27 protein-coding genes are annotated in these 23958 nt (G+C 58.1%); 11 read left to right on the top strand and 16 right to left on the bottom strand.

What is annotated here, in order from left to right; all coding sequences use genetic code 11:
• Positions 1-96: 96 nt before the first annotated feature.
• The 3 genes from AC2A1E_RS05370 to flgA all read right to left on the bottom strand — a co-directional run bounded on the left by AC2A1E_RS05370 (position 97) and on the right by flgA (position 2365).
• Positions 97-531 (bottom strand): flagella synthesis protein FlgN, encoded by a 435-nt coding sequence (locus tag AC2A1E_RS05370; protein ID WP_484382895.1) that lies wholly within the window; start codon positions 529-531, stop codon positions 97-99.
• Positions 532-542: 11 nt separating this feature from the next.
• The gene (gene flgM / locus AC2A1E_RS05365) at positions 543-854 is read right to left on the bottom strand and encodes a flagellar biosynthesis anti-sigma factor FlgM (RefSeq protein ID WP_484382894.1); all 312 of its coding nucleotides are present in this window, start codon (positions 852-854) and stop codon (positions 543-545) included.
• Positions 855-1696: 842 nt separating this feature from the next.
• Entirely contained in the window at positions 1697-2365 is a 669-nt protein-coding gene (flgA, locus tag AC2A1E_RS05360; RefSeq protein WP_484382893.1) for a flagellar basal body P-ring formation chaperone FlgA, read from the bottom strand.
• 158 nt (positions 2366-2523) lie between these two features.
• Here flgA and flgB point away from each other — a divergent pair, with 158 nt between their 5' ends.
• The 11 genes from flgB (at position 2524) to flgL (ending at position 13081) form a co-directional block, all read left to right on the top strand.
• The gene (gene flgB, locus AC2A1E_RS05355; RefSeq protein ID WP_484382892.1) at positions 2524-2931 is read left to right on the top strand and encodes a flagellar basal body rod protein FlgB; all 408 of its coding nucleotides are present in this window, start codon (positions 2524-2526) and stop codon (positions 2929-2931) included.
• 5 nt (positions 2932-2936) lie between these two features.
• Positions 2937-3341: a flagellar basal body rod protein FlgC gene (flgC, locus tag AC2A1E_RS05350; RefSeq protein ID WP_484382891.1), complete on the top strand. Its 405-nt coding sequence runs from the start codon at positions 2937-2939 to the stop codon at positions 3339-3341.
• A gap of 12 nt (positions 3342-3353) precedes the next feature.
• Complete coding sequence (gene flgD, locus AC2A1E_RS05345; protein WP_484382890.1) at positions 3354-4061, top strand: flagellar hook assembly protein FlgD; 708 nt, start codon at positions 3354-3356, stop codon at positions 4059-4061.
• A 61-nt stretch (positions 4062-4122) separates the two neighbouring features.
• The gene (flgE, locus tag AC2A1E_RS05340; protein WP_484382889.1) at positions 4123-5361 is read left to right on the top strand and encodes a flagellar hook protein FlgE; all 1239 of its coding nucleotides are present in this window, start codon (positions 4123-4125) and stop codon (positions 5359-5361) included.
• 12 nt (positions 5362-5373) lie between these two features.
• Positions 5374-6129 (top strand): flagellar basal body rod protein FlgF, encoded by a 756-nt coding sequence (locus AC2A1E_RS05335; RefSeq protein WP_484382888.1) that lies wholly within the window; start codon positions 5374-5376, stop codon positions 6127-6129.
• Between the two features lie 17 nt (positions 6130-6146).
• On the top strand, positions 6147-6929 hold the full coding sequence (gene flgG / locus AC2A1E_RS05330) for a flagellar basal-body rod protein FlgG (RefSeq protein ID WP_459402283.1): 783 nt from the start codon (positions 6147-6149) through the stop codon (positions 6927-6929).
• A 16-nt stretch (positions 6930-6945) separates the two neighbouring features.
• Positions 6946-7641, top strand: a complete 696-nt coding sequence (flgH, locus tag AC2A1E_RS05325) for a flagellar basal body L-ring protein FlgH (protein ID WP_484382887.1) — start codon at positions 6946-6948, stop codon at positions 7639-7641.
• 35 nt (positions 7642-7676) lie between these two features.
• A complete protein-coding gene (locus AC2A1E_RS05320) occupies positions 7677-8777 on the top strand; it encodes a flagellar basal body P-ring protein FlgI (protein WP_484382886.1) in 1101 nt (366 codons plus the stop codon).
• A complete protein-coding gene (gene flgJ, locus AC2A1E_RS05315; RefSeq protein ID WP_484382885.1) occupies positions 8777-9718 on the top strand; it encodes a flagellar assembly peptidoglycan hydrolase FlgJ in 942 nt (313 codons plus the stop codon). Before AC2A1E_RS05320 ends, flgJ begins: the two co-directional genes overlap by 1 nt.
• A gap of 729 nt (positions 9719-10447) precedes the next feature.
• Positions 10448-12100 carry a flagellar hook-associated protein FlgK gene (flgK, locus tag AC2A1E_RS05310; protein WP_484382884.1) on the top strand — a complete coding sequence of 551 codons (1653 nt, stop codon included), beginning with the start codon at positions 10448-10450 and terminating at the stop codon, positions 12098-12100.
• Between the two features lie 18 nt (positions 12101-12118).
• A complete protein-coding gene (gene flgL, locus AC2A1E_RS05305) occupies positions 12119-13081 on the top strand; it encodes a flagellar hook-associated protein FlgL (protein WP_484382883.1) in 963 nt (320 codons plus the stop codon).
• Between the two features lie 59 nt (positions 13082-13140).
• Here the strand turns inward: flgL and fliR are convergent, their stop codons facing one another.
• From fliR to fliF, 13 genes are all read right to left on the bottom strand, one after another.
• Positions 13141-13923 (bottom strand): flagellar biosynthetic protein FliR, encoded by a 783-nt coding sequence (fliR, locus tag AC2A1E_RS05300; protein WP_484382882.1) that lies wholly within the window; start codon positions 13921-13923, stop codon positions 13141-13143.
• A 2-nt stretch (positions 13924-13925) separates the two neighbouring features.
• Positions 13926-14195: a flagellar biosynthesis protein FliQ gene (gene fliQ / locus AC2A1E_RS05295; RefSeq protein WP_459402289.1), complete on the bottom strand. Its 270-nt coding sequence runs from the start codon at positions 14193-14195 to the stop codon at positions 13926-13928.
• Between the two features lie 219 nt (positions 14196-14414).
• Positions 14415-15149, bottom strand: coding sequence for a flagellar type III secretion system pore protein FliP (gene fliP / locus AC2A1E_RS05290; protein WP_484382881.1), 735 nt, complete (start codon positions 15147-15149; stop codon positions 14415-14417).
• The gene (gene fliO / locus AC2A1E_RS05285) at positions 15146-15550 is read right to left on the bottom strand and encodes a flagellar biosynthetic protein FliO (protein ID WP_484382880.1); all 405 of its coding nucleotides are present in this window, start codon (positions 15548-15550) and stop codon (positions 15146-15148) included. The genes fliP and fliO overlap by 4 nt, the downstream gene beginning before the upstream one ends.
• Positions 15550-15954, bottom strand: a complete 405-nt coding sequence (fliN, locus tag AC2A1E_RS05280) for a flagellar motor switch protein FliN (protein WP_484382879.1) — start codon at positions 15952-15954, stop codon at positions 15550-15552. The genes fliO and fliN overlap by 1 nt, the downstream gene beginning before the upstream one ends.
• Complete coding sequence (fliM, locus tag AC2A1E_RS05275) at positions 15947-16951, bottom strand: flagellar motor switch protein FliM (protein WP_484382878.1); 1005 nt, start codon at positions 16949-16951, stop codon at positions 15947-15949. Before fliM ends, fliN begins: the two co-directional genes overlap by 8 nt.
• Before the next feature lie 6 nt (positions 16952-16957).
• The gene (fliL, locus tag AC2A1E_RS05270; protein WP_484382877.1) at positions 16958-17446 is read right to left on the bottom strand and encodes a flagellar basal body-associated protein FliL; all 489 of its coding nucleotides are present in this window, start codon (positions 17444-17446) and stop codon (positions 16958-16960) included.
• Positions 17447-17569: 123 nt separating this feature from the next.
• Entirely contained in the window at positions 17570-18694 is a 1125-nt protein-coding gene (locus AC2A1E_RS05265; protein ID WP_484382876.1) for a flagellar hook-length control protein FliK, read from the bottom strand.
• Positions 18691-19137, bottom strand: coding sequence for a flagellar export protein FliJ (gene fliJ / locus AC2A1E_RS05260; protein WP_484382875.1), 447 nt, complete (start codon positions 19135-19137; stop codon positions 18691-18693). Before fliJ ends, AC2A1E_RS05265 begins: the two co-directional genes overlap by 4 nt.
• Positions 19138-19155: 18 nt before the next feature.
• Positions 19156-20517, bottom strand: coding sequence for a flagellar protein export ATPase FliI (gene fliI, locus AC2A1E_RS05255; RefSeq protein WP_484382874.1), 1362 nt, complete (start codon positions 20515-20517; stop codon positions 19156-19158).
• A complete protein-coding gene (gene fliH, locus AC2A1E_RS05250) occupies positions 20517-21203 on the bottom strand; it encodes a flagellar assembly protein FliH (protein WP_484382873.1) in 687 nt (228 codons plus the stop codon). The genes fliI and fliH overlap by 1 nt, the downstream gene beginning before the upstream one ends.
• Positions 21196-22188: a flagellar motor switch protein FliG gene (gene fliG, locus AC2A1E_RS05245; RefSeq protein WP_459402298.1), complete on the bottom strand. Its 993-nt coding sequence runs from the start codon at positions 22186-22188 to the stop codon at positions 21196-21198. Before fliG ends, fliH begins: the two co-directional genes overlap by 8 nt.
• Positions 22185-23843, bottom strand: coding sequence for a flagellar basal-body MS-ring/collar protein FliF (gene fliF / locus AC2A1E_RS05240; RefSeq protein WP_484382872.1), 1659 nt, complete (start codon positions 23841-23843; stop codon positions 22185-22187). Before fliF ends, fliG begins: the two co-directional genes overlap by 4 nt.
• Positions 23844-23958: the final 115 nt, after the last annotated feature.

Here is a 23958-nt window from a genome sequence, read left to right as displayed (position 1 = left end):
AAATGCCAGTGGGATTGATTAGTAGCGTTTTATATTGAAATAAGGGATGAACACGGCGTGAGGGACATATTCGCTTTGGCTGGTGGTGCGAGATCCTTAAACCCCAATCTTGCGCCCTAGCAGACTGCTGGCACAAGCCTGGCCATCAGGGCCATACAGCGATGAGTTCTGTTTGCTCAGTACTGCCAATGCCTGTGCGTTGTGATCAATATGTTGTTTGAGCAATAGCCCGTTGTGCTGATTCTGCTCACGCAACTGCTGGCTCAGTTGCTGCACGCGTTGCCAATGGGCAGCAAGGTGCGGATGACGCGCATAAGGAGCCCGTAGCCCATGGGGCTGTTCTACCGCTAACCGCTGTTTTTCCAGGTAACTGACCGTGGCCAGCAGTTGGCTTTTGCTGTCCGTAACCCGTTGCAATGCCACACCGGCCAGCGTATTGGAACACAGCAAGGCATGTTCCTGCGCGATCGTCGTGCCCAAGGCATTCAGCGTTGCCAGCAGTTTATCCAGCAGTTGTATCAGGTCTTCCATCTTGCTTCCTTTTAGCCGTCGTTAAGCATCCATTGCGCATCATTCTGCATCTCTTGTAACAACGCATCGGCAATTTTTCCGGCATCCATTTTCAATTCACCGCTGCGGATCGCCTGCTTGATGGCTTCCACCCGGTTCATATCAATATCCTGCGTGCCCGGCTGCATCAGGCGCGCTTGCGCGTCACTCAGCTTAACCTGAGTGCCGCTGACGGCCGGTTCCTGTTGCACGCTTTTGCGCGCTGGCAGGGTGTTCTCCGCGGTTGTTTCTCGCGGTTGTACCGCAGGAACGGGCGGCAACCGCTGAGTGCGATCGATACTCATGCTCAATCTCCAGTCGTACCACTTGCTGTGGCTTATATCATGTATTGCCCTGCGGGCCAGTGTTCCCTCTCCCTTGGGGAGAAGGGGAGGGCGGAACCAAGAGCACTGAGCTAAAGCCCCTCACCCCGGCCCTCTCCCACAGGGAGAGGGGGCGTATTGCTCGACATAGTGTTGCTTTGTTAGCCATGCTGGTCGGTTAAGGCTAACCAGTCCCCTCTCCCTTGGGGCTGTCTCTTATACACAACGTGTTCGTCTCTGTAAGTCAGGTGTAATGGGAATTGCCGTAAAAGATCATAATCCGATGGAACAATAATGGACGGCAATTGCAGGGCCCAAGGCGGGGCCCTGCACCCACGCCTACGCTTAACATGGTCTGCCCGCTGCGCGGGTACCTTCGCTACGCCCCCGTTGCCGGACGGGTCGGCTCAATTCACGTCCCTGTTCATCTCGCCTCAACCGGCCCTCCATGGCCGGTTGCCCCTGGCAACGGTGTCTTGCTTAGCAGGCCATGATGCGCTTAACGTCAACACCCGAATCTGTGAGTAACGGGCAAATTTTACAATGGTATTGATAACAGCGTGTCAAACTAGTGTTGCTTTGTTAGACATGCTGGTCGGTTAAGGCTAACCAGTCCCCTCTCCCTTGGGGAGAGGGTGAGGGGGAGCCAAGATTACCGAGCTAAAGCTCCACACCTCGGCCCTCACCTTTAGCATTGTGCCGTATTATTCGGCATTCTTTATTTAACTGACTGATATTAAACCTGGTGCCCCTTTCTCATCGGGAGAGGCGCGAAAATATTTCACAACTCTGTTATCGGCACGCTGCGGCAAATCTTTAATTTTTTATAACGCAATCCGAATCGTGCCGTCAGGGTGAGCAATACCGCTGACGATCTGCCCGGAAACCATCCGTACCCGCACGCTGTCTTCCGCTGCGGCATTGTTCATCGCCTTGCCCGTTCCGCTGATGTTAAACCCGTCCCCCTGCGCGATTACCCGCACCGGTTGCCCCGCTTTGATCACCCAATCGCGCCTGAGCATTGCCAGGCTCAGCGGCTGCCCAGGGCGGATATTACGCAGGCTGATGGCGCCGATCGCCTGGCGGGTTTGCGTCAGCGTGCGCGGTGGCAAGGTATCCAGCCGCCCGGTTTTCAGGGTGACATCGGCGGCGGTCAGTTTGCTGCCCACCTCGATCCCGCGCCTGGAAACCAGATAGTGGCCAATCGCCTGCACCTGAACCTGGATAAAGCGCCGTTCCTGGCCGCAGCGTACCGAAACGCTGAGATTGCCCCAGCGCCGGGCATTTTGCGGCAACGCAAGCTGTGGGGCTTCACACTGCGGCCATTGGCCAACCGGGGTACGCACCTGTACCTTGAGCTCGATCGAGCTATCAGCCAATTGCACCCGGATAAAACGGTTAATTTGCGCCGCCAGATCGTCGGCCCGCGCGCTCTGGCCGAACAGCAGAGCGGTGAGCAGCAGGACGGTGATACCCGGCAATTTACCTTTCATTTTCGCCTTCAAATGCAGTAACGCGGTATCTCAGTGTACCCATGGCCTTCACAGGCTAAACCGGCAAATAGCCGCGCATTTTGCCCTTATTCCCACGATGGGTGGCTAATAGTGGCGCTTATGCTGTCGGTTCCAAACATTCATCTCGTGAGGAAAGCATGCTCGACAAACTGGACGCAGCGCTGCGCTTTGGCCAAGAGGCGCTGAACTTACGTGCCGAGCGGCAGGAGATCCTGGCCGCCAACATCGCCAACGCAGATACGCCGGGCTATCAGGCACGCGATATCGATTTTGCTAGCCAACTGAGCCAGGCGATGGCGCAGGGGCGAGCCAGCGGCATTGCGCTGAATCTGACCTCGGCCCAGCATATTCCGGCGCAAAACGTGCAGCCACCGTCGCTGGCGTTGCTGTTCCGCGTGCCGGATCAACCAGCGCTGGATGGCAATACGGTGGATATGGATCGCGAGCGTACCCATTTTGCCGATAACAGCCTGAAATATCAGACCGACCTGACCCTGATGAGCGGGCAAATCAAGGGCATGATGTCCGTGCTGCAAGGAGGATAGCGCGTATGTCGCTACTGAATATTTTTGATATCTCGGGATCTGCGCTGTCGGCGCAGTCGCAGCGGATGAACGTCAGCGCCAGCAACATGGCGAACGCCGACAGCGTTGCTGGCCCCGATGGCGAGCCGTACCGTGCCAAACAGGTGGTGTTTCAGGTAGCCGCTGCGGCGGGGCAAGCGACCGGCGGCGTGCGCGTGGCGCAAATGCTGGACGATCCGGCCCCCGATCGCCTGGTGTTTCAACCCGGCAATCCGCTGGCGGACGCCAAAGGCTACGTGCGCATGCCCAACGTTGACGTGGTGGGGGAAATGGTTAACACCATTGCCGCTTCACGCAGCTATCAGGCCAACGTTGAAGTGTTGAACACTACCAAATCCATGATGATGAAAACCCTGACGCTGGGTCAGTAACCGGAGCTTGTTATGGCGATTGCCGCAACCACCAATGAATCACAGGACAACAGCATTGCCGGTGCCAACGGCCGCAATAACGCCAGCACAGACTTACACAACAATTTCCTGACGCTGCTGGTGGCGCAACTGAAAAATCAGGATCCGACCAACCCGATGCAGAACAACGAACTGACCACGCAGCTGGCGCAGATCAACACCGTCAGCGGCATTGAAAAGCTGAACACCACGCTCGGGGCGATTTCCGGCCAGATCGACGGTAATCAGTCAATCCAGGCCAGTACGCTGATTGGTCACGGTGTGATGGTGCCGGGGAAAGAGATCCTGGTGGGCAATCAGGGGGGCAAAGTGAGTACCACGCCTTTTGGCATCGAACTGGAGCGCAGCGCCGATGCGGTCACTGCCACCATTAGTGACGCCAGCGGCAAAGTGGTACGCACTCTTGATCTCGGCGGGCTGAGCGCAGGCGTGCATTCATTTGCCTGGGATGGCTCGCTGGAAGATGGCACCAACGCCCCGGACGGGGCTTACAGCGTGGCGTTCGCAGCCAAAAGTGGCAGTGAACAGCTGGTGGCACAGCCGCTGCGTTTTGCCAAGGTGAATGGCGTTACGCGCGGGGCGGACGGTGCGAAACTGGATCTGGGCATGGCGGGATCCGCCACGCTGGACGATGTGCGCTTGATCTTATCCAAGTTTTGGGCTGCGGATAACAGGGAATGAACTCCCTCGACGGCAATGGATTGCTGAGCCCATCCTAAAAACTCTATCTTCGGAGAATAATATGGCTTTTTCTCAAGCAGTCAGCGGTCTGAACGCGGCAGCCACCAACCTGGATGTGATCGGTAATAACATTGCCAACTCCGCGACCTTCGGTTTCAAATCCGGCAGCGTTTCCTTTGCGGATATGTTTGCAGGTTCACAGGTTGGGCTGGGGGTGAAAGTGGCGGGGATCACTCAGAACTTCAAAGATGGAACCACCACCAATACCAATCGTTCGCTGGACATTGCCATCAGCCAGAATGGTTTTTTCCGCATGCAGGATGCCGACGGTGGGATTTTTTTCACCCGCAACGGCCAGTTCAGAATGGACGAAAACCGCAATATTACCAATATGCAGGGCTTGAGCCTGACGGGTTATCCGGCCAGTGGAACGCCACCTGCGATCCAACAGGGGGCCGAGCCGGTGCCGCTGAATATCCCGGAAGGGATGATGATCGCGCGCGCCACCACCTCCGGCAACATGGTGGTTAACCTGAGATCCACCCATCCGGTACCACAAGTAACGCCGTTTGCGCCGAACCAAACCGACTCGTTCAATTACGTCAACACCATTACCACCTACGATTCGCTGGGCAATGCCCACAACCTCAACGCTTATTTTGTTAAAACGGCGGATAACCAGTGGGATGTTTACACCCAGGACGGCAGCGTGAGCGGTTCTCCCGTCGGGAAAGCAGGTAGTCTGAATTTCAACACCAGCGGGGTTCTGACCGATACGCGGGATGCGGCCGGCAACCCCAGCACCACGCCGTTCAACCTGGTGGTGCCAATGTCGGCCAAAGACGGCGCACCGGCACAAACCTTCAACCTGAACTTTGCCAACAGCCTGCAACAGAACGTGGGCAGCGATTCTGTCAGCAAGATTGCTCAGAATGGTTACGCCAACGGTGAGTACAAAGGCTTTGAGATCAATAAAGACGGCAGCGTGGTAGGGGTGTATTCCAACCAGCAGACCCAACTGCTGGGCCAGATCGTTCTGACCAACTTCTCGAACCCGGAAGGGCTGGCAGCGCAGGGGGACAACCTGTGGAAGGCCACCGGCACGTCGGGCCAGCCGCGCGTGGGCCTGGCCGGTGGTGGTGGGTTCGGCACGCTGACCAGCGGCGCGCTGGAATCTTCCAACGTCGATCTCAGCCAGGAGTTGGTGAGCATGATCGTCGCGCAGCGTAACTACCAGTCAAACGCGCAGACCATCAAAACCCAGGACTCGATCTTACAGACGTTAGTCAGCCTGCGTTAAGAGGACTGAAATATGGATCACGCGATTTATACCGCCATGGGCGCAGCGCGCCAGACGCTGGAGCAGCAGTCGGTTACGGCAAATAACCTAGCCAATGCCTCCACGCCCGGTTTCCGTGCGCAACTGGTGGCGTTGCGTGCGGTGCCGGTTGACGGGCCGAGCTTGCAAACGCGTACTTTGGTGACGGCCTCCACGCCGGGTGCCGATGTCAGCCAAGGGCCGCTGAATTACACCGGCAGGCCGCTGGACGTGGCGCTGCAACAGGACGGTTTTCTGGCTGTCAGCCTGCCGGACGGCAGCGAAGCCTATAGCCGCAACGGCAGCATTCAGATCTCATCCAGCGGGCAACTGACGGTGCAGGGGCAGCCGCTGATGGGGGATGGCGGGCCAATTGAAGTCCCCCCTCAGGCGCAGCTGACCATCGCCGCTGATGGCACTATTTCGGCGCTGAATGCTGGCGATCCGCCGAATACCGTGGCGCAAATTGGCCGCCTGAAGCTGGTCAAGGCCGAGATGCGTGACGTGATGCGCGGTGATGATGGCCTGTTCCATTTGACCGCCACCAGCCAGCAGCAGCGTGGCAGCAGGTTGCAAAACGATCCGCAGGTGCGGGTGATGCCGGGGGTGCTGGAAGGCAGCAATGTTAAACCGATGGAAACCATGGTGGAGATGATCGCCAACGCCCGTCGGTTCGAAATGCAGATGAAGGTAATCCACAGCGTGGACGAAAACGCACAGCGCGCTAACGCCTTGCTGTCAATGAGTTAAGTGCAGAGGAAGAAGCCATGATCCCATCGTTATGGATTGCCAAAACCGGTCTGGATGCGCAGCAGACCAATATGGACGTGATCGCCAACAACCTGGCCAACGTCAGCACCAACGGTTTCAAGCGCCAGCGTGCGGTGTTTGAAGACCTGCTTTACCAGACCATGCGCCAACCGGGGGCGCAGTCTTCGGAACAGACCACGTTGCCCTCCGGCTTGCAGATTGGCACCGGCGTGCGCCCGGTGGCGACCGAACGCATCCACAGCCAGGGGAACTTGTCGCAGACCAATAACAGCAAAGACGTGGCGATCAAGGGGCAGGGGTTCTTTCAGGTCATGCTACCGGATGGCAGCCAGGCCTATACCCGTGACGGCTCGTTCCAGATCGATCAGAACGGCCAACTGGTGACGGCCAGCGGTTTTCAGGTGCAACCGGCGATCACCATTCCCGCCAACGCTTTGAGCATCACCGTGGGCCGTGACGGGATCGTCAGCGTTACCCAGCAGGGGCAAACCACTGCTCAGCAGGTGGGGCAACTGACCCTGACCACCTTTATCAACGACAGTGGCCTGGAGAGCGTGGGCGAAAACCTGTATCAGGAAACCGAAGGCTCCGGCGCGCCGAATGAAAGTACCCCCGGCCTGAACGGTGCCGGTCTGCTGTATCAGGGGTATGTGGAAACCTCTAACGTCAACGTGGCGGAAGAGCTGGTCAGCATGATCCAGACTCAGCGCGCCTATGAAATCAACAGCAAAGCGGTATCGACCTCCGATCAGATGCTGCAAAAGCTGACGCAGTTGTAACGAGTGGGAGATCGCCGTGGTAAGCACCAATTTAACGGTTTGTTGGCTGTGCCTGGTGCTGCTGATGCTCAGCGGCTGCGCCTATATGCCGCGCACGCCGCTGGTAGAAGGGGCGACCACGGCGCAGCCGGCACCGGCAGGCGCACCGGTGCCAAACGGTTCGATTTTCCAGGCGGCGCAGCCGATGAACTACGGCTATCAACCGCTGTTTGAAGATCGTCGGCCACGCAATATTGGCGATACCCTGACCATTGTGTTGCAGGAAAACGTCAGCGCCAGCAAAAGTTCGTCGGCCAATGCCAGCCGCAACGGGGCGAGCACATTCGGCGTGGCGACTTCGCCGCGTTATCTCGAGGGCCTGCTGGGCAATGCGCGGGCTGATATGGATATCTCCGGCGACAGCACCTTCGGTGGCAAAGGCGGGGCCAACGCCAACAACACCTTTAACGGCACCATTACCGTAACTGTCGATCGGGTTTTGGCTAACGGCAACCTGCATGTGGTGGGGGAAAAGCAGATCGCCATCAATCAGGGCACCGAATTTATTCGTTTTTCCGGCGTGGTCAATCCGCGCACCATCAGCGGCAACAATGCGGTCACCTCAACACAGGTGGCAGATGCGCGCATTGAATACGTCGGCAATGGTTACATCAATGAAGCGCAGACCATGGGCTGGTTGCAGCGTTTCTTCCTGAATATTTCACCGTTTTAAACTAGCGCGTTTCAAGACCGGCCAGCGAGGTGACAATGTTAAAGAAAATAGTATTGATGCTGCTGATAAGCACACTAGCGTTGCCCGCTCACGCCGAACGCATTCGTGATTTGGTTAAGGTGCAAGGCGTGCGTGACAACGCCCTGATCGGTTACGGGCTGGTGGTGGGGTTGGACGGCTCCGGCGATCAGACCATGCAGACGCCGTTCACCACCCAAAGCATGAGCAATATGCTGTCGCAGTTGGGGATCACCGTACCGCCAGGCACCAATATGCAGTTGAAAAACGTGGCAGCGGTGATGGTGACCGCCAAGCTGCCGCCGTTCGCGCGCGCGGGCCAGAATATCGACGTGGTGGTGTCCTCAATGGGCAACGCCAAAAGCCTGCGCGGTGGCACCTTACTGATGACGCCGCTGAAAGGCGTGGACAACCAGGTTTACGCATTGGCGCAGGGTAACGTGCTGGTGGGGGGAGCCGGGGCGGCGGCTGGCGGCAGCAGCGTGCAGGTCAACCAACTGGCGGGCGGGCGCATCAGCAATGGCGCGATCATCGAACGTGAACTTCCCACCACCTTTGGTCAGGACGGGATGATCATTCTGCAACTGAATGATGATGACTTCACGCTGGCGCAGCAGATCAGCGATGCCATCAACCGCCAGCGCGGCGGCGGCACCGCATCGCCGCTGGATTCGCGCACCGTGCAGGTGCTGGTGCCGCGTGGCAACAGTTCGCAGGTGCGTTTTCTGGCGGATATTCAGAATATCAACATCACCATTGGGACCATGGATGCCAAGGTGATCATCAATTCCCGTACCGGTTCGGTGGTGATGAACCGTGATGTGATGCTCGACTCCTGCGCGGTAGCCCAGGGCAACTTATCGGTGGTGGTCGATCGTCAGGAGATCGTCAGCCAACCGGATACCCCGCTGGGTGGTGGCCAAACGGTGGTGACGCCCAATACCCAGATTTCGCTGCAACAGCAGGGCGGCTCGTTGCAGAAAGTGAACGCCAGCGCCAACCTGAACAACGTAATTCGCGCCTTGAATGCGCTGGGGGCTACGCCGATCGATCTGATGTCGATTCTGCAAGCGATGCAAAGTGCGGGCTGCCTGCGTGCCAAGCTGGAGATTATCTGATGAGCAGCGATCTGATGGTGGTGTCGGGAGCGGCCTATGATACTCAGGCGCTGAACACCCTGAAGCGCGATGCCGCCGCCGATCCGCAGGGCAACCTGAAGCAGGTCGCTCAGCAGGTCGAAGGCATGTTCGTACAGATGATGCTGAAAAGCATGCGCGCCGCTTTGCCGCAGGACGGTGTATTGAGTAGCGATCAAACCCGGTTGTATACCTCGATGTACGATCAGCAGATCGCCCAGCAGATGGCGCAGAAAGGGTTCGGGCTGGCAGAGATGATGGCCAGACAGCTTTCTGCGGCAAATAGTGAACCAAGCGAAACGGCGGGCACCGTGCCGATGCTGCTGGATAATCAGGTGTTGCAAAGGCTGCCGCTGCGGGCGCTGGAGCAGATAGTGCGCCGTGCGCTGCCGAAAGCGCCAGCGGTAGCCGCCGTACCGCTTAGCAATGGCAACTTTGTCGCGCAGTTGTCGGGGCCCGCAAGGATTGCCAGTTTGCAAAGCGGTATTCCGCATCAGTTGATTGTGGCGCAGGCGGCGCTGGAGTCAGGCTGGGGTAAGCGCGAAATCCCCACCGCCGAGGGAACGCCAAGTTACAACCTGTTTGGCATCAAGGCGGGCAGCAGTTGGGATGGGCCGGTGACGGAAATCACCACCACCGAATTTGAGCAAGGTGCGGCGAAGAAGATCAAAGCCCGTTTCCGCGTCTACAGCTCCTATGTGGAAGCGATCGGTGATTACGTCAAACTGCTGACCAACAACCCGCGCTATGCCAATGTGGCCGCCGCGCGCAGCCCGGAGCAGGCGGCGCACGCGCTGCAACAGGCCGGTTATGCTACCGATCCGCACTACGCCAAGAAACTGGTCAGCGTGATTCAGCAGATGAAAAGCGCGGGTGAGCAGGTGGCGAAGGCGTACGGTCAGGGGGCGGAGGAGTTGTTTTGAGGGGGATGCTTATCAGTTGGGAGAGGGAAGACGGGTGTTGATTTCGGTCGCTAAACATTGTGTGTTCACTCAGCAATGTGATGAACGCGCCCGAGCAGGGGGCTCAAGAGCCAGCCCCCTGCACCCCGGCCCTTGCCATATCAGGCGGTCGCTGCGCGACTACCCTCACTCCACCACGGCGCATAACGGCCGGCTACAACAGGCGTCCCTGCCTGTCTCGCCTGAAACCGCCGTCCATGGCGGTTTCGCCTATGCGCCGTGTCTCCGTTCGGCGCCTTCAATGGCGTCAACACCGGTGCTCACTTCACCAAAAAGAGGGTTTGAGATGTTGTTATCAATACCATTGTAAAGGTTGCCCGGTGATCACAAATTCGGGTGTTGACGTTGAGCGCATCATGGCCTGCTGAGCAAGACACCGTTGCCCCTGGCAACGGTGACGCCGCGAAGGCACCCGCGCAGCGGGCAGGTCATGTTAAGCGTTGGCGCGGGTGCAGGGCCCCGCCTTGGGCCCTGCAATTGCCGTTCACTGTCGTTTCATAGCATTGTGCTCTGTTTACGGCAATTCGCATTACACCTGGCTTACATAGACGAAAGCGCTGTGTTCAAGGGACAACCTTGAGGTCAAAATTCCCTCAAGTTTTCGCCTTTAACGCCGATAACTTATACAAGACTAAGCGGCAATGCTCAGCAGAATCATTGAATCCAGCAGCCGCAGCATAAGGAACCCCCATGTCCAACAGCTTAATCAATAGCGCAATGAGTGGCCTGAATGCGGCGCAGGTGGCGCTCAGCACCGTCAGTAACAATATCTCCAACTACAATGTGGCGGGCTACCACCGCCAGACGGCGATCCTGACGCAAAACGCTGGCCTTGGCACCATGAACGGCTTTATCGGTAACGGGGCGAGCGTGACCGGGGTTAACCGTGAATATAACCAGTTCATCATGATGCAGTTGCGCGGTGCGCAAAGTCAGGCTGCGGCCCAGAACAGCTATTTTGAAAAAATCTCTCAGATCGACAATCTGCTGGCGAACAAAACCAATACCTTGGCGAGCGGCATGGAGGATTTTTTCAAAAACCTGCAAAACCTGGTCAGCAATGCCGGAGACGATGCTGCGCGCCAGAGCGTGCTAGGTAAGGCCAACGGATTGGTGAACCAGTTTAATAATGCGGACAAATACCTGCGCGATATGGCGGCGGGGGTTAATCAGCAACTGAGCGACAGCGCCACGGAGATCAACACCTACAGCCAGCAGATCGCCAGGCTGAATGATGAAATCACCCAGTTGCGTGCCAGCAGCGGTGGCAGTGAACCGAATGCGCTGCTGGATCAGCGGGATCAGATGGTCACCGAGCTGAATAAGATTGTCGGTGTGCAGGTGACGCAGCAGGACGGCGATGCCTATACCGTCACCTTTGCCAATGGCCTGACGCTGGTGCAGGGTAACGCTGCGTATCAGGTTGCCGCCGTGCCCTCGAGCCAAGATTCGGCGCGTTTGACGCTGGGCTACAACCGCGGCAACGGCATCAGTGAAATTCCTGAAAGCCAGATCGCGAGCGGCAGCGTCAGCGGGGTGTTGAAATTCCGCAGCGAATCGCTGGATAGCGCCCACAACCAGTTGGGGCAGTTAGCGCTGGCGCTGGCGGACAGTTTTAACCAGCAGCACCGACAGGGTTTTGATATCAATGGCGATCCGGGTGAGGATTTTTTCAGCTTCGCGGGTGGTCGCGTTATCAACAATACGCACAACAGCGGGGATGCTTCTTTATCGGTGGCGTTTACCGATACCAGCAAAGTTAAAGCCAGCGATTACCGGATAGAGTTTGATGGCAGCGAATGGCAGGTGACGCGCCTTGCCGACAGCGCCAAGGTCGCGGCCACAGCAGGAATCGATACTGATGGCAAACCGACGTTAAGCTTTGACGGTTTGCAGATTGGCATTAGCGGCAGCGCGCAAAAGAACGACAGTTTCACCCTCAAACCGGTCAGCGATGTAGCGGGCAGCCTGAAAGTGGCGATCGGTGATTCGGCAAAGCTGGCGGCAGCGGGAGCAGAAAACGGTGGCAAGGGCGACAACGATAACGCCAAGAGGCTGCTCGATCTGCAAACGCAAAAGGTGGTGGAGGGCAAAGCAACGCTGAGCGGGGCCTATGCCGGGCTGGTGAGCAACGTCGGTAACCAGACCGCCACGGCCAAGGTTAACAGCACTTCGCAAACCCATATCGTCAAACAACTGGAGGTTCAGCAGCAAGCGATCTCCGGGGTTAATCTGGATGAAGAATACGGTGAACTGTTGCGTTTCCAGCAATATTACATGGCCAATGCGCAGGTGATTCAGACAGCAACGACCCTGTTTGACGCCTTGCTGAATATTCGTTGAGTTTGAGGAACCCACACCATGCGTATGAGCACCAGCATGATCTACCAGCAGAATCTGTCGGGGGTCACCAACAATCAGTCGCTGTGGATGCAGGCCGGGCAACAGCTCACCAGCGGCAAGCGCGTCATTTCACCTTCGGACGATCCGCTGGCAGCCTCACAGGCGGTGATGATCTCCCAGGCGATATCTGAGAATAGCCAGTATGCGCTGGCGCGGACCTTCGCTCGCCAGAATATTTCGCTGGAAGAAACCGTGCTGCGCAGCGCGGCGGATGGCATCAAAGATATGAAAGCGCTGATCGTCAACGCCGGGGACGGTACGCTCAGCGACAACGATCGTGATTCGCTCGCCACCCGCTTACAGGGGCTGAAAGATCAACTGCTAAGCCAGGCAAACAGCACCGATGGTAATGGCCGCTATATTTTCGCCGGTTATGCCAACGATCAGCCGCCGTTTGCCGAACAAGGTGGCACGGTGGTTTATCAGGGCAGCCATTCGGCGATCGAACAAAAAGTGGATGCCAACCGCACCATGACCATCGGCCATAGCGGTAGCGGGATCTTTATGGCGTTAACCCGCAATATCAAGCCCGAACCGGATGGCAGCCCTGCAGAAACTAACGTGTTCAAAAGCATCGATAGGGCGCTCGATGCCCTGAAAACCCCATTGCAGGGAGCTGATGATGCCACCCGTGACCAGGTGAAGGCTGCACTGGATAAGGCCGCTCGCGGCCTGGATAACACCTATAACAACGTGCTGAGCACCAGTGCGGAATTGGGTACTCAATTACAGGAGCTGGATGTGCTGGACAGTATCGGTATTGAAAACAATACCTATCATCAGAACCAACTGAGTGCGCTGGTTGATGCCGATGTGGTAGAGGCGATCTCGTCTTACTATATGCAGCAGGCGGCGTTGCAGGCGTCGTATAAGACCTTCAGCGATATGCAGGGGATGTCGTTGTTCCAGATTAATCGTTAATTGCGCTTTTCGATTTGGTACGGCACTTCTTCCTACACAACCCGGTGCCGTACCCCTTTTTACTGTTTCATCCCGCCTATCAGCAGCGCTAACCGATCGAAAAATTCGCCAAACAGATGCTCACAGAACGGGGCCAGCATCGGCATCATCATGCCAATGGTGAGAATGCCAATGGTCATGGTGACCGGAAAACCGATAACGAACACCGAAAGCTGCGGGGTGACGCGGTTGAGCAAGCCGAGCGCCAGATTGAGCGTCAGCAGCAGGCAGATCAGCGGCAGTGCCAGCATCATACCGTTGATAAAAATCGGTGAACCCAACTGCGCGAGCGCCAGAAAACCGTTGCCGTTGAGCGGCTGAGCCTGGATCGGCAGCGTGTAAAAACTGTCCGCCAAGAGCGAGATCAGCCACAGATGCCCGTCAAAGCTCAGGAACAGCAGCATCGCCAGCAGATTCAGCAAACGCGCCAGGATCGGCGTATTGGGGCCACCGGCAGGATCGAAGAAAGTAGCGAACGACAGCCCCATCTGCATACCGATCACCTCTCCGGCCAGGCGCACGGCGGCAAAGGCGAACTGCATGGTCAACCCGAGCGCTACGCCAATCAGCACTTGCTGTACCGCCAGCCATAGGCCAGGGATGGAAAAAATCGGGATGTTGCTGCTGGGCAACGCTGGGGCGATCAGCAACACGATCAGCCCGGCGAGGCCGATTTTGACCCGTTTGCTAATCTGTTTTTCACTGAATAACGGCGCGGTGGCGATCAGCGCCAGCACGCGCAGCAGCGGCCAGAAAAACTGGCTGAGCCAGACGCTGAGCTGTGCACTGTCGAACGTGAGCATGGTTAGCCAATCAGCTGCGGCAGACTGCTGAACAGCAGGCGCATGTAATCCAGCAACAGATTTAGCATCCACGGCCCGGCGATGATGAGAGTGGCGACCACCGACAGGATCTTGGGAATAAACGACAACGTCATTTCGTTAATCTGCGTGGCCGCTTGCAGCAGGCTGACCACCAGGCCGCTGATCAACGCCGCCAGCAACAGCGGGGCGGCCAGCGCCAGCGCTACTTTCATCGCTTCGGCACCGAGTGTCATTACTGATTCAGGTGTCATCGTTATTCTCCACTATGAAAATCCTCCTTTTGGCGAAGTGCCGGTCAGTTGAGCGCAAGACTGCATAATCATGCAGCCCTTTGCTAACCCCTCACCCTAACCCTCTCCCCGAGGGAGAGGGGACTGGTCAGCCGCCCTGGGGTTAGCCTGGCTAAAATCCTCACCACGATGCTGAACAGAACGCCCCCTCTCCCTGAGGGTGAGGGCCGGGGCACCGGCCTAGCTATAAAAACTCTGCGCCAGCGACCCAAGCAGCAACTGCCAGCCGTCGACCAGCACAAACAGCATCAGCTTGAAGGGTAATGAGATCGTCGCGGGTGGTACCATCATCATCCCCAGCGCCATCAGCACGCTGGCGACCACCAGATCGATAATCAGAAACGGAATAAAGACGGTAAAGCCGATCTGAAAGGCGGTTTTCAACTCGCTGGTGACATAAGCAGGTAACAGAATACGCATCGGCACTGCTTCCGGCCCGGCCAGCGGCGGCAGGTTGGCGAGTTTGGCGTACAAGGCCAGATCGGTTTCCCGTGTCTGGCGCAGCATAAATTCACGCAGCGGCTGCGAACCTTGCTCGAACGCCACCTCCATGCTGATTTTATCCTGGCTGAATGGCAGATAAGCGTTCTGATACACCTGATCGAATACCGGCGACATGATGAAGAAGGTCAGAAACAGCGCCAGCCCTAACATCACCTGATTCGGCGGTGCCGAAGGGGTGCCCAGCGCGTTGCGCAGCAGGCCCAGCACGATAATGATGCGGGTGAAGCTGGTCATCATCAGCAGCATGGCGGGCAGGAAGCTGAGTGAGGTCAGCAACACCAGCGTTTGCACCGGCAAGGACCAGCTTTGGCCGCCGTTGGCTAAAGGCTGGCTGATCAGGCCGGGTAGTTGGGCCAACGCCGCTGGGCTGAGTAACCATAAGGCAGCGGCAAGCAGCGGGCGTAGATTCATCGCGCTTTCCCCCGGCGCTTCAGCACGCTGTGCATGATCTGGCGGAAATCTGCTGGCGGTGCATGTTCTTCTGCCGTGCTGTCTTTGGGCGGAGCTGGCAAGGTATGCAGCGGGGTGATCTGTTGAGCGGTGACCCCCAGCACCAGCCAGGTGTTATCGATCTCAACGACTACTACCCGTTCACGTTGCCCCACCTGGCAACTGGCCTTCAGGTTGAGGACTTTATTGCCGTGAACCTGGGGCGCAAACCCTAAGCGACGGAATAGCCAACCGGCGAAGACAATCAGCAGCAGGATCGCGCCGAGCGCGCTGCTGACCTGCATTAGCGTTGAACCGGTGGGCAGCGCGGTAACCGGCTGCTGCTGAGTGCTCTGGGTGGGCACGGCGGTATGGGCGTTCATCAGCGGCTCAGGCGGCGCATGCGCTCGGAAGGGGTGATGATGTCGGTGATACGCACACCGAACTTATCGGCCACCACCACCACTTCACCTTGAGCGATCAGATAGCCGTTGATCAGGATATCCAGCGGTTCTCCGGCCAAACCGTCCAGCGCCACCACGGAACCCTGCGACAGGCGCAGCAGTTCTTTGATGGTCATTTTGGTACGGCCCAATTCCACGGTCAGTTTGACCGGAATATCCAGAATCAGATCGATATCTTGCAGGCTGCCAAGCGCCTCCTGGGCTTCTAACGATTTGAATACGCCTTCGGTGGTCGCGGCGGCCTGTTGCTCGTTAAACGCATCAGCCCACAGGTCGTCTGCGGATCCCGGCTGTTCGCCAGAGGGTGGCTTAGGATCACTCATTAGGCTGTTCCTCATTCAGAGCATTTAAAATAGGGTTAATCAGATGTTCAACGCGCAGGGCGTACTGCCCGTTCAGGGTGCCGTATTGGCTGGTTAACACCGGCACGCCGTCGACGTGGGCGATCAGGCGTTCCGGTTTATCAATGGGTAATACATCGCCTGGCTGTAGTTTCAGCACTTTTGACAGGTGCATTGGGATGTCGACAAAGTTGGCAATCAACTCCAGTTCTGAGTGCTGAACCTGTTTCACCAGCGTTTCTCGCCAATGGCTATCTTGCTGGCGTGAATTTTCCAGCGGTGGATTGGTCAGCAGTTCCCGCAGCGGTTCGATCATGGCGAATGGGATGCAGATGTTGAACTCGCCACTCAGCGCGCCGATCTCCACCTGGAACGGCGTGGTGACCACGATGTCGTTCGGCGAGGTGGTGATGTTGGTGAACTTAACCTGCATTTCGGCGCGTACGTACTCCACGTTGAGCTTGTAGATGGCGCTCCAGGCATCGCCATAGGCCTCCAGCGCCAAGCGCAGCATGCGTTTGATCACCCGCTGTTCGGTTGGGGTGAACTCCCGCCCTTCCACCTTGGTGGGGAAACGGCCATCGCCACCGAACAGGTTATCGACGGCGATAAACACCAGGCTCGGAGCAAATACGAACAGCGCTGTGCCGCGCAGCGGGTTCAGATGCACCAGATTGAGGTTGGTCGGCACCGGCAGATTGCGGGCAAACTCATGGTACGGTTGGATCTTGATTGCGCCGACGGTGATATCCGGGCTGCGGCGCAGCAGGTTGAAGAGCCCCATACGGAACTGTCGGGCAAAGCGTTCATTGATAATCTCTAACGCCTGTAGCCGTTCACGTACCACGCGGCGCTGGGTATTCGGATCGTAAAGTTTGATCTCACTCTCGCTGCCAATGGTCGCAGCGGGTTGATCCCCCTCGGCTTCACCGTTGAGCAAGGCGTCGATCTCTGCTTGTGAAAGAAGACTGTCGCCCATGGAGGATTACCGCAGTATGAAGGCAGTGAACAGCACATCGCTGATCACCTGTTTAGGCTGCCCTTTGACCAGCGGTGTACCGAGGGCTTCTTTGATCTGCACCACCAACTGATGTTTCCCCTGTTCATTGGCCAGTTGGCCAGCTTCCTGCCGCGAGAGCAGCATCAGCAAGCGGCTGCGCACCTCCGGCAGAAAATCGTTTAACCGCTGGCGCGTGGCTTCATCGGGTAAGCGCAGCGTCAGGCCGATATACAGCACGCGGTCTGGGTTGTTATCCGGCGTGACCAAGTTGACGGTAAAGGTGTCGAGCGGCATAAACACCGGCGCGGGCGGCGGCAGTTTTTGTGCCGCTGCGGCAGACTTGCCGTCTTTCTGTGGTTGCATCAGCCACCAACCATAGCCTGCGGCCCCGCAGGCACCAAGGGCGATCAGCACAAACAGGATCAGCTGGAATGAGCGCTTTTTTGGTGCTGTCGGCAGGGAATTTTCAGACATGATGTAATATCCATTAGCGCGGCGTGTGCAAAAAACTCACGTATGACATATAAGCGAATTATCTCGCTTATCCTGCCGGGCAATAGCCAGAATAAGTGGAGAAAAGCGCGCCAGATTGAGCGTTTAGGCGAAAATATCAACGCCGTCGACCGAACGGGCCATCGCCTGTAAGGCTGCTGGGGTATCAAGGTTTTGCATATGGGGTTCCGCGCGGCCGTGCTGCTGGCGATACGCAGGCTGCCCGCCGCTGTGTGAGTTTTGCTGCGGTGATGGCAGCGATTCGCCGCCAACGCTGCTCTGGCCAAGGCTGATGCCGTTTTCCGCCAGTGCCTGGCGCAACTGCGGTAATGCGGCTTCCACCGCCGAACGTACCTGACCCTGTGCCGAGGTAATATGTAACTGCGCCTGGTTGTCGTCGAGCGTCAGCCTGATCTGTAGCGCGCCCAATTCCTGCGGATGCAAGCGCAGTTCGGCACTTTGCTGGCCGTTGCGTTGGAACAACAGCACCTGTTGGCTTAACGCCCGTTGCCATTCCGCGCTGCCGAGTGGCGCATGCAACTGAGGTGCTGGCGATGTGCTTGCGGCTACTGGGCTGACAACTGCCGGTGTGGGGGCATAAGCGATCGGCGCTGAGGGCTGGGCAGGCTCGGCGGCGAGTTTGGGTAGAGTAGGCGTTTGGTCAGCTTGGCTATCGGGTGCGAATGGCGTCAGTTCGGCTTTTACCGCCAGCGGGGTTTTATCGGCAACGGCTGTTGGCGCTTTCTGCTGTGCCAGATTTGGCGCAGGTTCGGTTGGCTTATCATTCACCGTGCTCAGCAAATCTGTGGTTTCAGGTTGGTTTTGTTCACCAATAATCGCTGATCCACTTGGTGGCGGCGGTGGTACGGCGAACAGCGCCTGTAGCGTGGCGGCTGGCGGTAATGGAGTTTCATCAGGCTTTTGCTGTTGTTCATCAAGCCGGATGCTGGTGTCAATCAACACCGCTTGGGGGGCTGCGTGGCTCAGCAAGCCAACCTGTTCCAACAGTGGGTTGAGCTGATTGCGGCTCAACGCGGGTGCGTTGGGAACCGCCGCCTGTAACTGTGCCGCCGTCAGTTTGCCGTTAGGTTTCCCCTCGGGTGAAAAGCGTTCACTCAGCAGTTGGGCAAAGGCCGACGACAGCTCGCTATCGCTCAGCGGCAGAACGGTTTCACCTATTGCCAGATTATCGCCAGCCGCCAGCAGGCCAACCGGAAGATTGAGATTCATTGGGCTAGGTTCCTGTGTGCACTGCGCTGCGCGAACTCATCCATCATTTTCTGATCCCGTTTATTCTCCAACACCTGTTCGGCATTCAAGGCGCGGGTATGTAAGGTGTCGAAGGCATTCAGCCGTTGCTGTTTGTCCTGCCAGTGCTTGGCGGCGTGAGTGACTTTTTCGTTCCACTGCAACACATGGTGACGGTGCTGAACAATCGCCTGTTCAAGCGTGCCGATAAATTGCTGGTAGTTCTGCCAACTGGCAGAACCCATACCATCACACAGGGTGCTATTCAGCCTGTGGCGATACTCATCCTGATAGTTGAGCAGCAGGCTGAGCTGTTGTTCTGCGGCCTGCTGCGCCTGGCGTGCCTGGCCGAGTTGCTGTGCGGCCTGTTCCACCGCGTCCTGCGCCAGATCGCGCAGAATAATCAGAGGTGATGGTGTTTTCATTGCGCTCATGCCTCTTGGTTACAGGATCAGTTGCCGTAATTGCTGGCAGGCCTCGTCGTAGCCGCTGCGTTCGAAGATGCCTTGTTGCAGATAGGCTTCCATCTGTGGATACAGCGTGATGGCGCGGTCCAACAGTGGGTCACTGCCTGCGGCATAGGCCCCCACGCTGATCAGGTCGCGGTTACGCTGGTAGCTGGCCAGCATCTGCTTGAATTGCCGTACTCGGCGGTAGTGTTCTTCATCAATCAACGCGGTCATCGCTCGGCTGATTGAGGCTTCGATATCAATGGCCGGATAGTGCCCAGCCTCGGCCAAGCGCCTTGCTAACACCACGTGGCCATCGAGAATGGCGCGCGCCGAATCGGCGATCGGATCCTGCTGGTCGTCCCCCTCGGTCAGTACCGTATAGAAGGCGGTAATCGATCCGCCGCCGCTGATGCCGTTACCGGCGCGTTCCACCAACGCGGGCAACTTGGCAAACACCGATGGGGGATAGCCTTTGGTGGCCGGAGGCTCACCGATCGCCAAGGCGATCTCGCGCTGCGCCATGGCGTAACGGGTGAGCGAGTCCATAATCAGCAGCACGTGCTGGCCGCGATCGCGGAAGTCTTCGGCGATGCGGGTGGCATAGGCGGCCCCCTGCATGCGCAGCAAGGGTGAGACATCCGCCGGGGCGGCGATCACCACCGAGCGGGCACGGCCTTCGGCACCCAGAATGTTTTCGATAAAATCCTTCACCTCACGGCCACGTTCACCGATCAGCCCGACGACAATCACGTCGGCCTGGGTATAGCGCGCCATCATGCCGAGCAATACGCTTTTACCGACGCCGGAACCGGCGAACAGGCCCATCCGCTGGCCGCGTCCGACGGTGAGCAAACCGTTGATGGTACGCACGCCGACGTCGAGCACCTGCTCAATCGGGGTGCGTTGCAGTGGGTTGAAGGGGGCGGTGATCAATGCTGCCCGATAGCCAGTTTCCGGGGCGGGCAGGCCGTCGAGCGGTTTGGCGCTGCCGTCCAGCACCCGGCCCAGCAGCGCAGGGCCGAGGGGCAGTTGCTTGCTGGCGCTTTGCCCTTCCGGGGCGATGCGCGCATAGACTCGAGCGCCGGGGACGATGCCGTCCACTTCTTCCAGCGGCATCAGGAACAGCCGCTGGCCGTTGAACCCGACCACTTCACTTTCCACCTCCTGTATGGCACCGGCATCATGGCGTTCGATCAGGCAGGTTGCTCCGAGCGGCAGTTGCAGCCCGGTGGCTTCCAGTACCAAGCCGGTGGCGCGCACCAGCCGACCGTAGCGGCGTACCGCAGGCGCACGGGCAATGCGTTTTTCCAGCGCGTCCAGCGCGTTCAGCCAGCGGCCCAGTCGCACGGTCATTACACGTCTCCCGGCGCTGCCAGGCGGCAGAGCTCATGCCAGCGCGTTGCCAGGCTGGCATCCAGATCGCCTTCGTCGGCGCTGACTTTGCAGCCGCCGGGGTGCAGTTGGCCATCGGCCAGCAGCCGCCAGCCATGCAGACTGAGCGTAACGCCAAGCTGCTGTTCCACCCGTGGGTAATCATCCGGGTGCACGCGTAGCTGCGGTTTGCCGCTGAACATCGGTTCCTGTTGGATCAACTGCTGGATCTGGCCGAGCAGGGCGGTGCCGTCGCAGACCGGGGGCTGGCCGATCACCTGTTTGGCAGCGGTCAAGGCCAGTTGCATCAGGCGCGAGGCAATCACGCTGTCGAGGGCATCCAGCGTGTGCTGAAACTCGCTGACCAGCTGTTGCCACTGTTCCGTCAGCGGCTGTTGCTGCTGCTGGCCTTCGACAATGCCTTGCTGACGCCCTTCCTCCAGCCCGGTTTGAAAACCGGCGGCGTAACCTTGTTGTTGGCCCTCGGTATAGCCCTGCTGTTGTGCTTGCTGGCGTAGTCTCTCCAGCCGTTGCTGCTCATCGGCCGCGTTCCCCTGCGGGACGAGTTCAATCTCTGGCGGCGGTTCTGCCTCAGTTAACGGTGTGGGGGCGGCCAGATCCTTGGGCGACCAGCGCTGCCAGGGCAGGGTATTGAGGCGCTCAGACATAGGTGTCCTCGCCGCCGCCGACAATCATTTCGCCGGTTTCCGCCAGGCGGCGCACCACGAGCAGGATGGCTTTCTGTTCGTTTTCCACCTGCGACATGCGCACCGGGCCACGGTTGGCCAAATCGTCGCGTAGGATCTCGGCGGCGCGTTGCGACATGTTCTTGAGGAATTTTTCGCGCAGCGGCTGTTCGGCACCTTTCAGGGCGATCAGCAGCGATTCGCCTTCCACTTCCTGCAACAGGCGCTGGATGCTGCGATCGTCCACGTCTACCAGATTTTCGAACAGGAACATCTCGTCGATAATTTTCTGCGCCAGTTCGCCGTCGTATTCGCGCATGGCACCCATTACCGCCTCTTCCTGATGGGTTTTCATCAGGTTGATAATCTCGGCGGCGGTGCGGACTCCACCCATTTTGCTGCGCTTGAGGTTTTGCCCATCCAGCAGGTTGTTCAGCACTTCGGTCAACTCCGCCAGCGCCGCCGGTTGTACCCCGCCGAAGGTGGCGATACGCAGCATCACGTCGTTGCGCTGGCGCTCGTCGAACTGCGCCAGGATGTCTGCGGCCTGAGCGCGTTTCAGGTGCACCAGAATGGTGGCGATAATCTGCGGATGTTCATCGCGGATCAGATCGGCGGCACTCTGCGGCTCCATAAAGTTGAGCGTTTCCATGCCGGAGGTGGTTTCACGCGATTCGAGGATGTCTTCCAGCAGGCTGGCGGCGCGCTCTTCCCCCAGAGCCTTAATCAGCACTGAACGCAGGTAGTCGTTGGCGTTGACGCTCAGTGCCGCAAACTGGTCGGCGTCATCTTCAAACTCGGTGAGGAGTTCCCCCAACTGTTTGTGTGACACCTGGCGCATGCTGGCCATGGTGCCGCTCAGTTGCTGCACTTCACGCGAGGAAAGATGTTTGAACACCTCGGCAGCACGATCTTCACCTAACGTCATCAACAGGATGGCGCTTTTTTCAGTTCCTGACAGGCTCATAGCTCGTTACTCATCCATTGGCGGATCACCAGAGCGATCACGCGCGGATCTTTGTCGGCCAGATCGCGGATCCGTTGGCCCTGGACTTCGGCATTGACGCGCTGCTGGGATTTTTTACGCAGTGCCAACTCTTCCTGGTTGGGCTTGTTGATATCGGCTGTGGGCACATTGGCGGCGGCTACCGGGCGGCCTTGCAACTGCGGGCGCACCAGCTTGCGCCACAGCAGCCAGGCTACCAGCAACACCAGCAGATAGCGGCCCGCCTTGAATACCTGCTCAATAAATGCCTGCGACTGCCAGAACGGCAATTCGCTGCGAGCGGGTTCCACATCGTTGAACGGCGTATTCACCACGTTCAACGTGTCGCCACGGCTGCTGGAATAGCCCATCGCTTCACGCACCAGCGATTCCACCTGGGCCAACTGCTCTTTGCTCATGAGCACGGGTTTACCCTCTTGATCGGTACCCAGCGTATTGATCACTACGGCGACCGACAGGCGCTCTACCGCCCCGGCTTTTTGCTGGGTATGGCGGATGGTGCGATCCAGCTCATAGTTGGTGGTTTCATCACGGCGGGTATTCTGCGGCTGGCCGCTGTTGGCATTTGCCGTGGAGGTATTGGCGTTAGCTGGCGTATTCGCTGCTTTTGCGGGTTTGGGCTTTGCGATCGGTGCGGTAACGGGGGCGCTGGGTTGATTGGAAAGGGCACCCGGCACACCGCCGATCGGTTGCCCACCAAGCTGTTCGCTCTGGCTGAGCTGTTTTGAACGTATCGCAGACTTATCCGGGTTCTGGTTAGGCTGATACTGTTCGTCGGTTTGCTCGCGGGTGGCAAAGTCAATCTGTGCGGTGACCTGGGCGCGCACGTTGGCACTGCCGACGATCGGCGCAATGATGGCTTCGATGCGGCGTTGGTAGCGGTTTTCCACGTCGTTGGCATATTTTAGTTGCGCCGCATTGAGGTCGCGCCCGCTGCCGTCGGACTGGGTCAGCAGGCGGCCGGCCTGATCGACGACGGTCACGTTGGCAGGGGGCAAGCTCGCGACGCTGCTGGCTACCATATGCACGATGGCATTGATTTGGCCATCATCCAGCACCCGGCCAGATTGCAGGGTTAGGGTGACCGAGGCTGACGGCGGTTTTTGTTCACGAACAAACAGCGAAGGCTTTGGCAGCGCCAGATGCACACGGGCATTTTGTACCGGCCCCAGTGATTCTATGGTACGCGACAGTTCGCCCTCCAGCGCACGCTGATAGTTGATCTGCTCGCTGAACTGGCTGATGCCAAACTTTTCCTGATCGAGCAGTTCGAACCCGACGGCACCGCCTTTCGGCAACCCCTGTTGTGCCAAACGTAACCGGGTTTCGTGCACCTTTTCTGCCGGGATCATCAGCGCAGAGCCGTTCTCGGTAAAGCGATATGGAATATTCATCTGCGACAGTTGCATGACGATGGCACCGCCGTCGCGATCGCTAAGATTGCTGTACAGCACCCGATAATCTGCACTTTTCACCCATAACAGCAGCGCGACCACGGTGGCGATTGCCGCTGAAGCGGCGATCAACAGTGGAATTTTCGAACTGGCACGCAGGCGCTGCCACATGGCTGAAAAACCATGACTCTGGGCTGCGCTGGTGCTGCTTGAGGTACTCATGCTGACAGGTTCTCAGTATGAGGGTTAGCGTTGTGTGGTGACAAAGCATGCTCCCTGAGACAGATAGCTTTACGGGCTGACGAAAGGGCTTTCCCCCTTCTTTAGGCACGCCATT

This window comes from Serratia sp. HNCC26DJ206, assembly GCF_057180605.1.
Note: the sequence above shows the minus strand (reverse complement) of the source record. Positions and strands in the feature narration are given on the sequence as shown.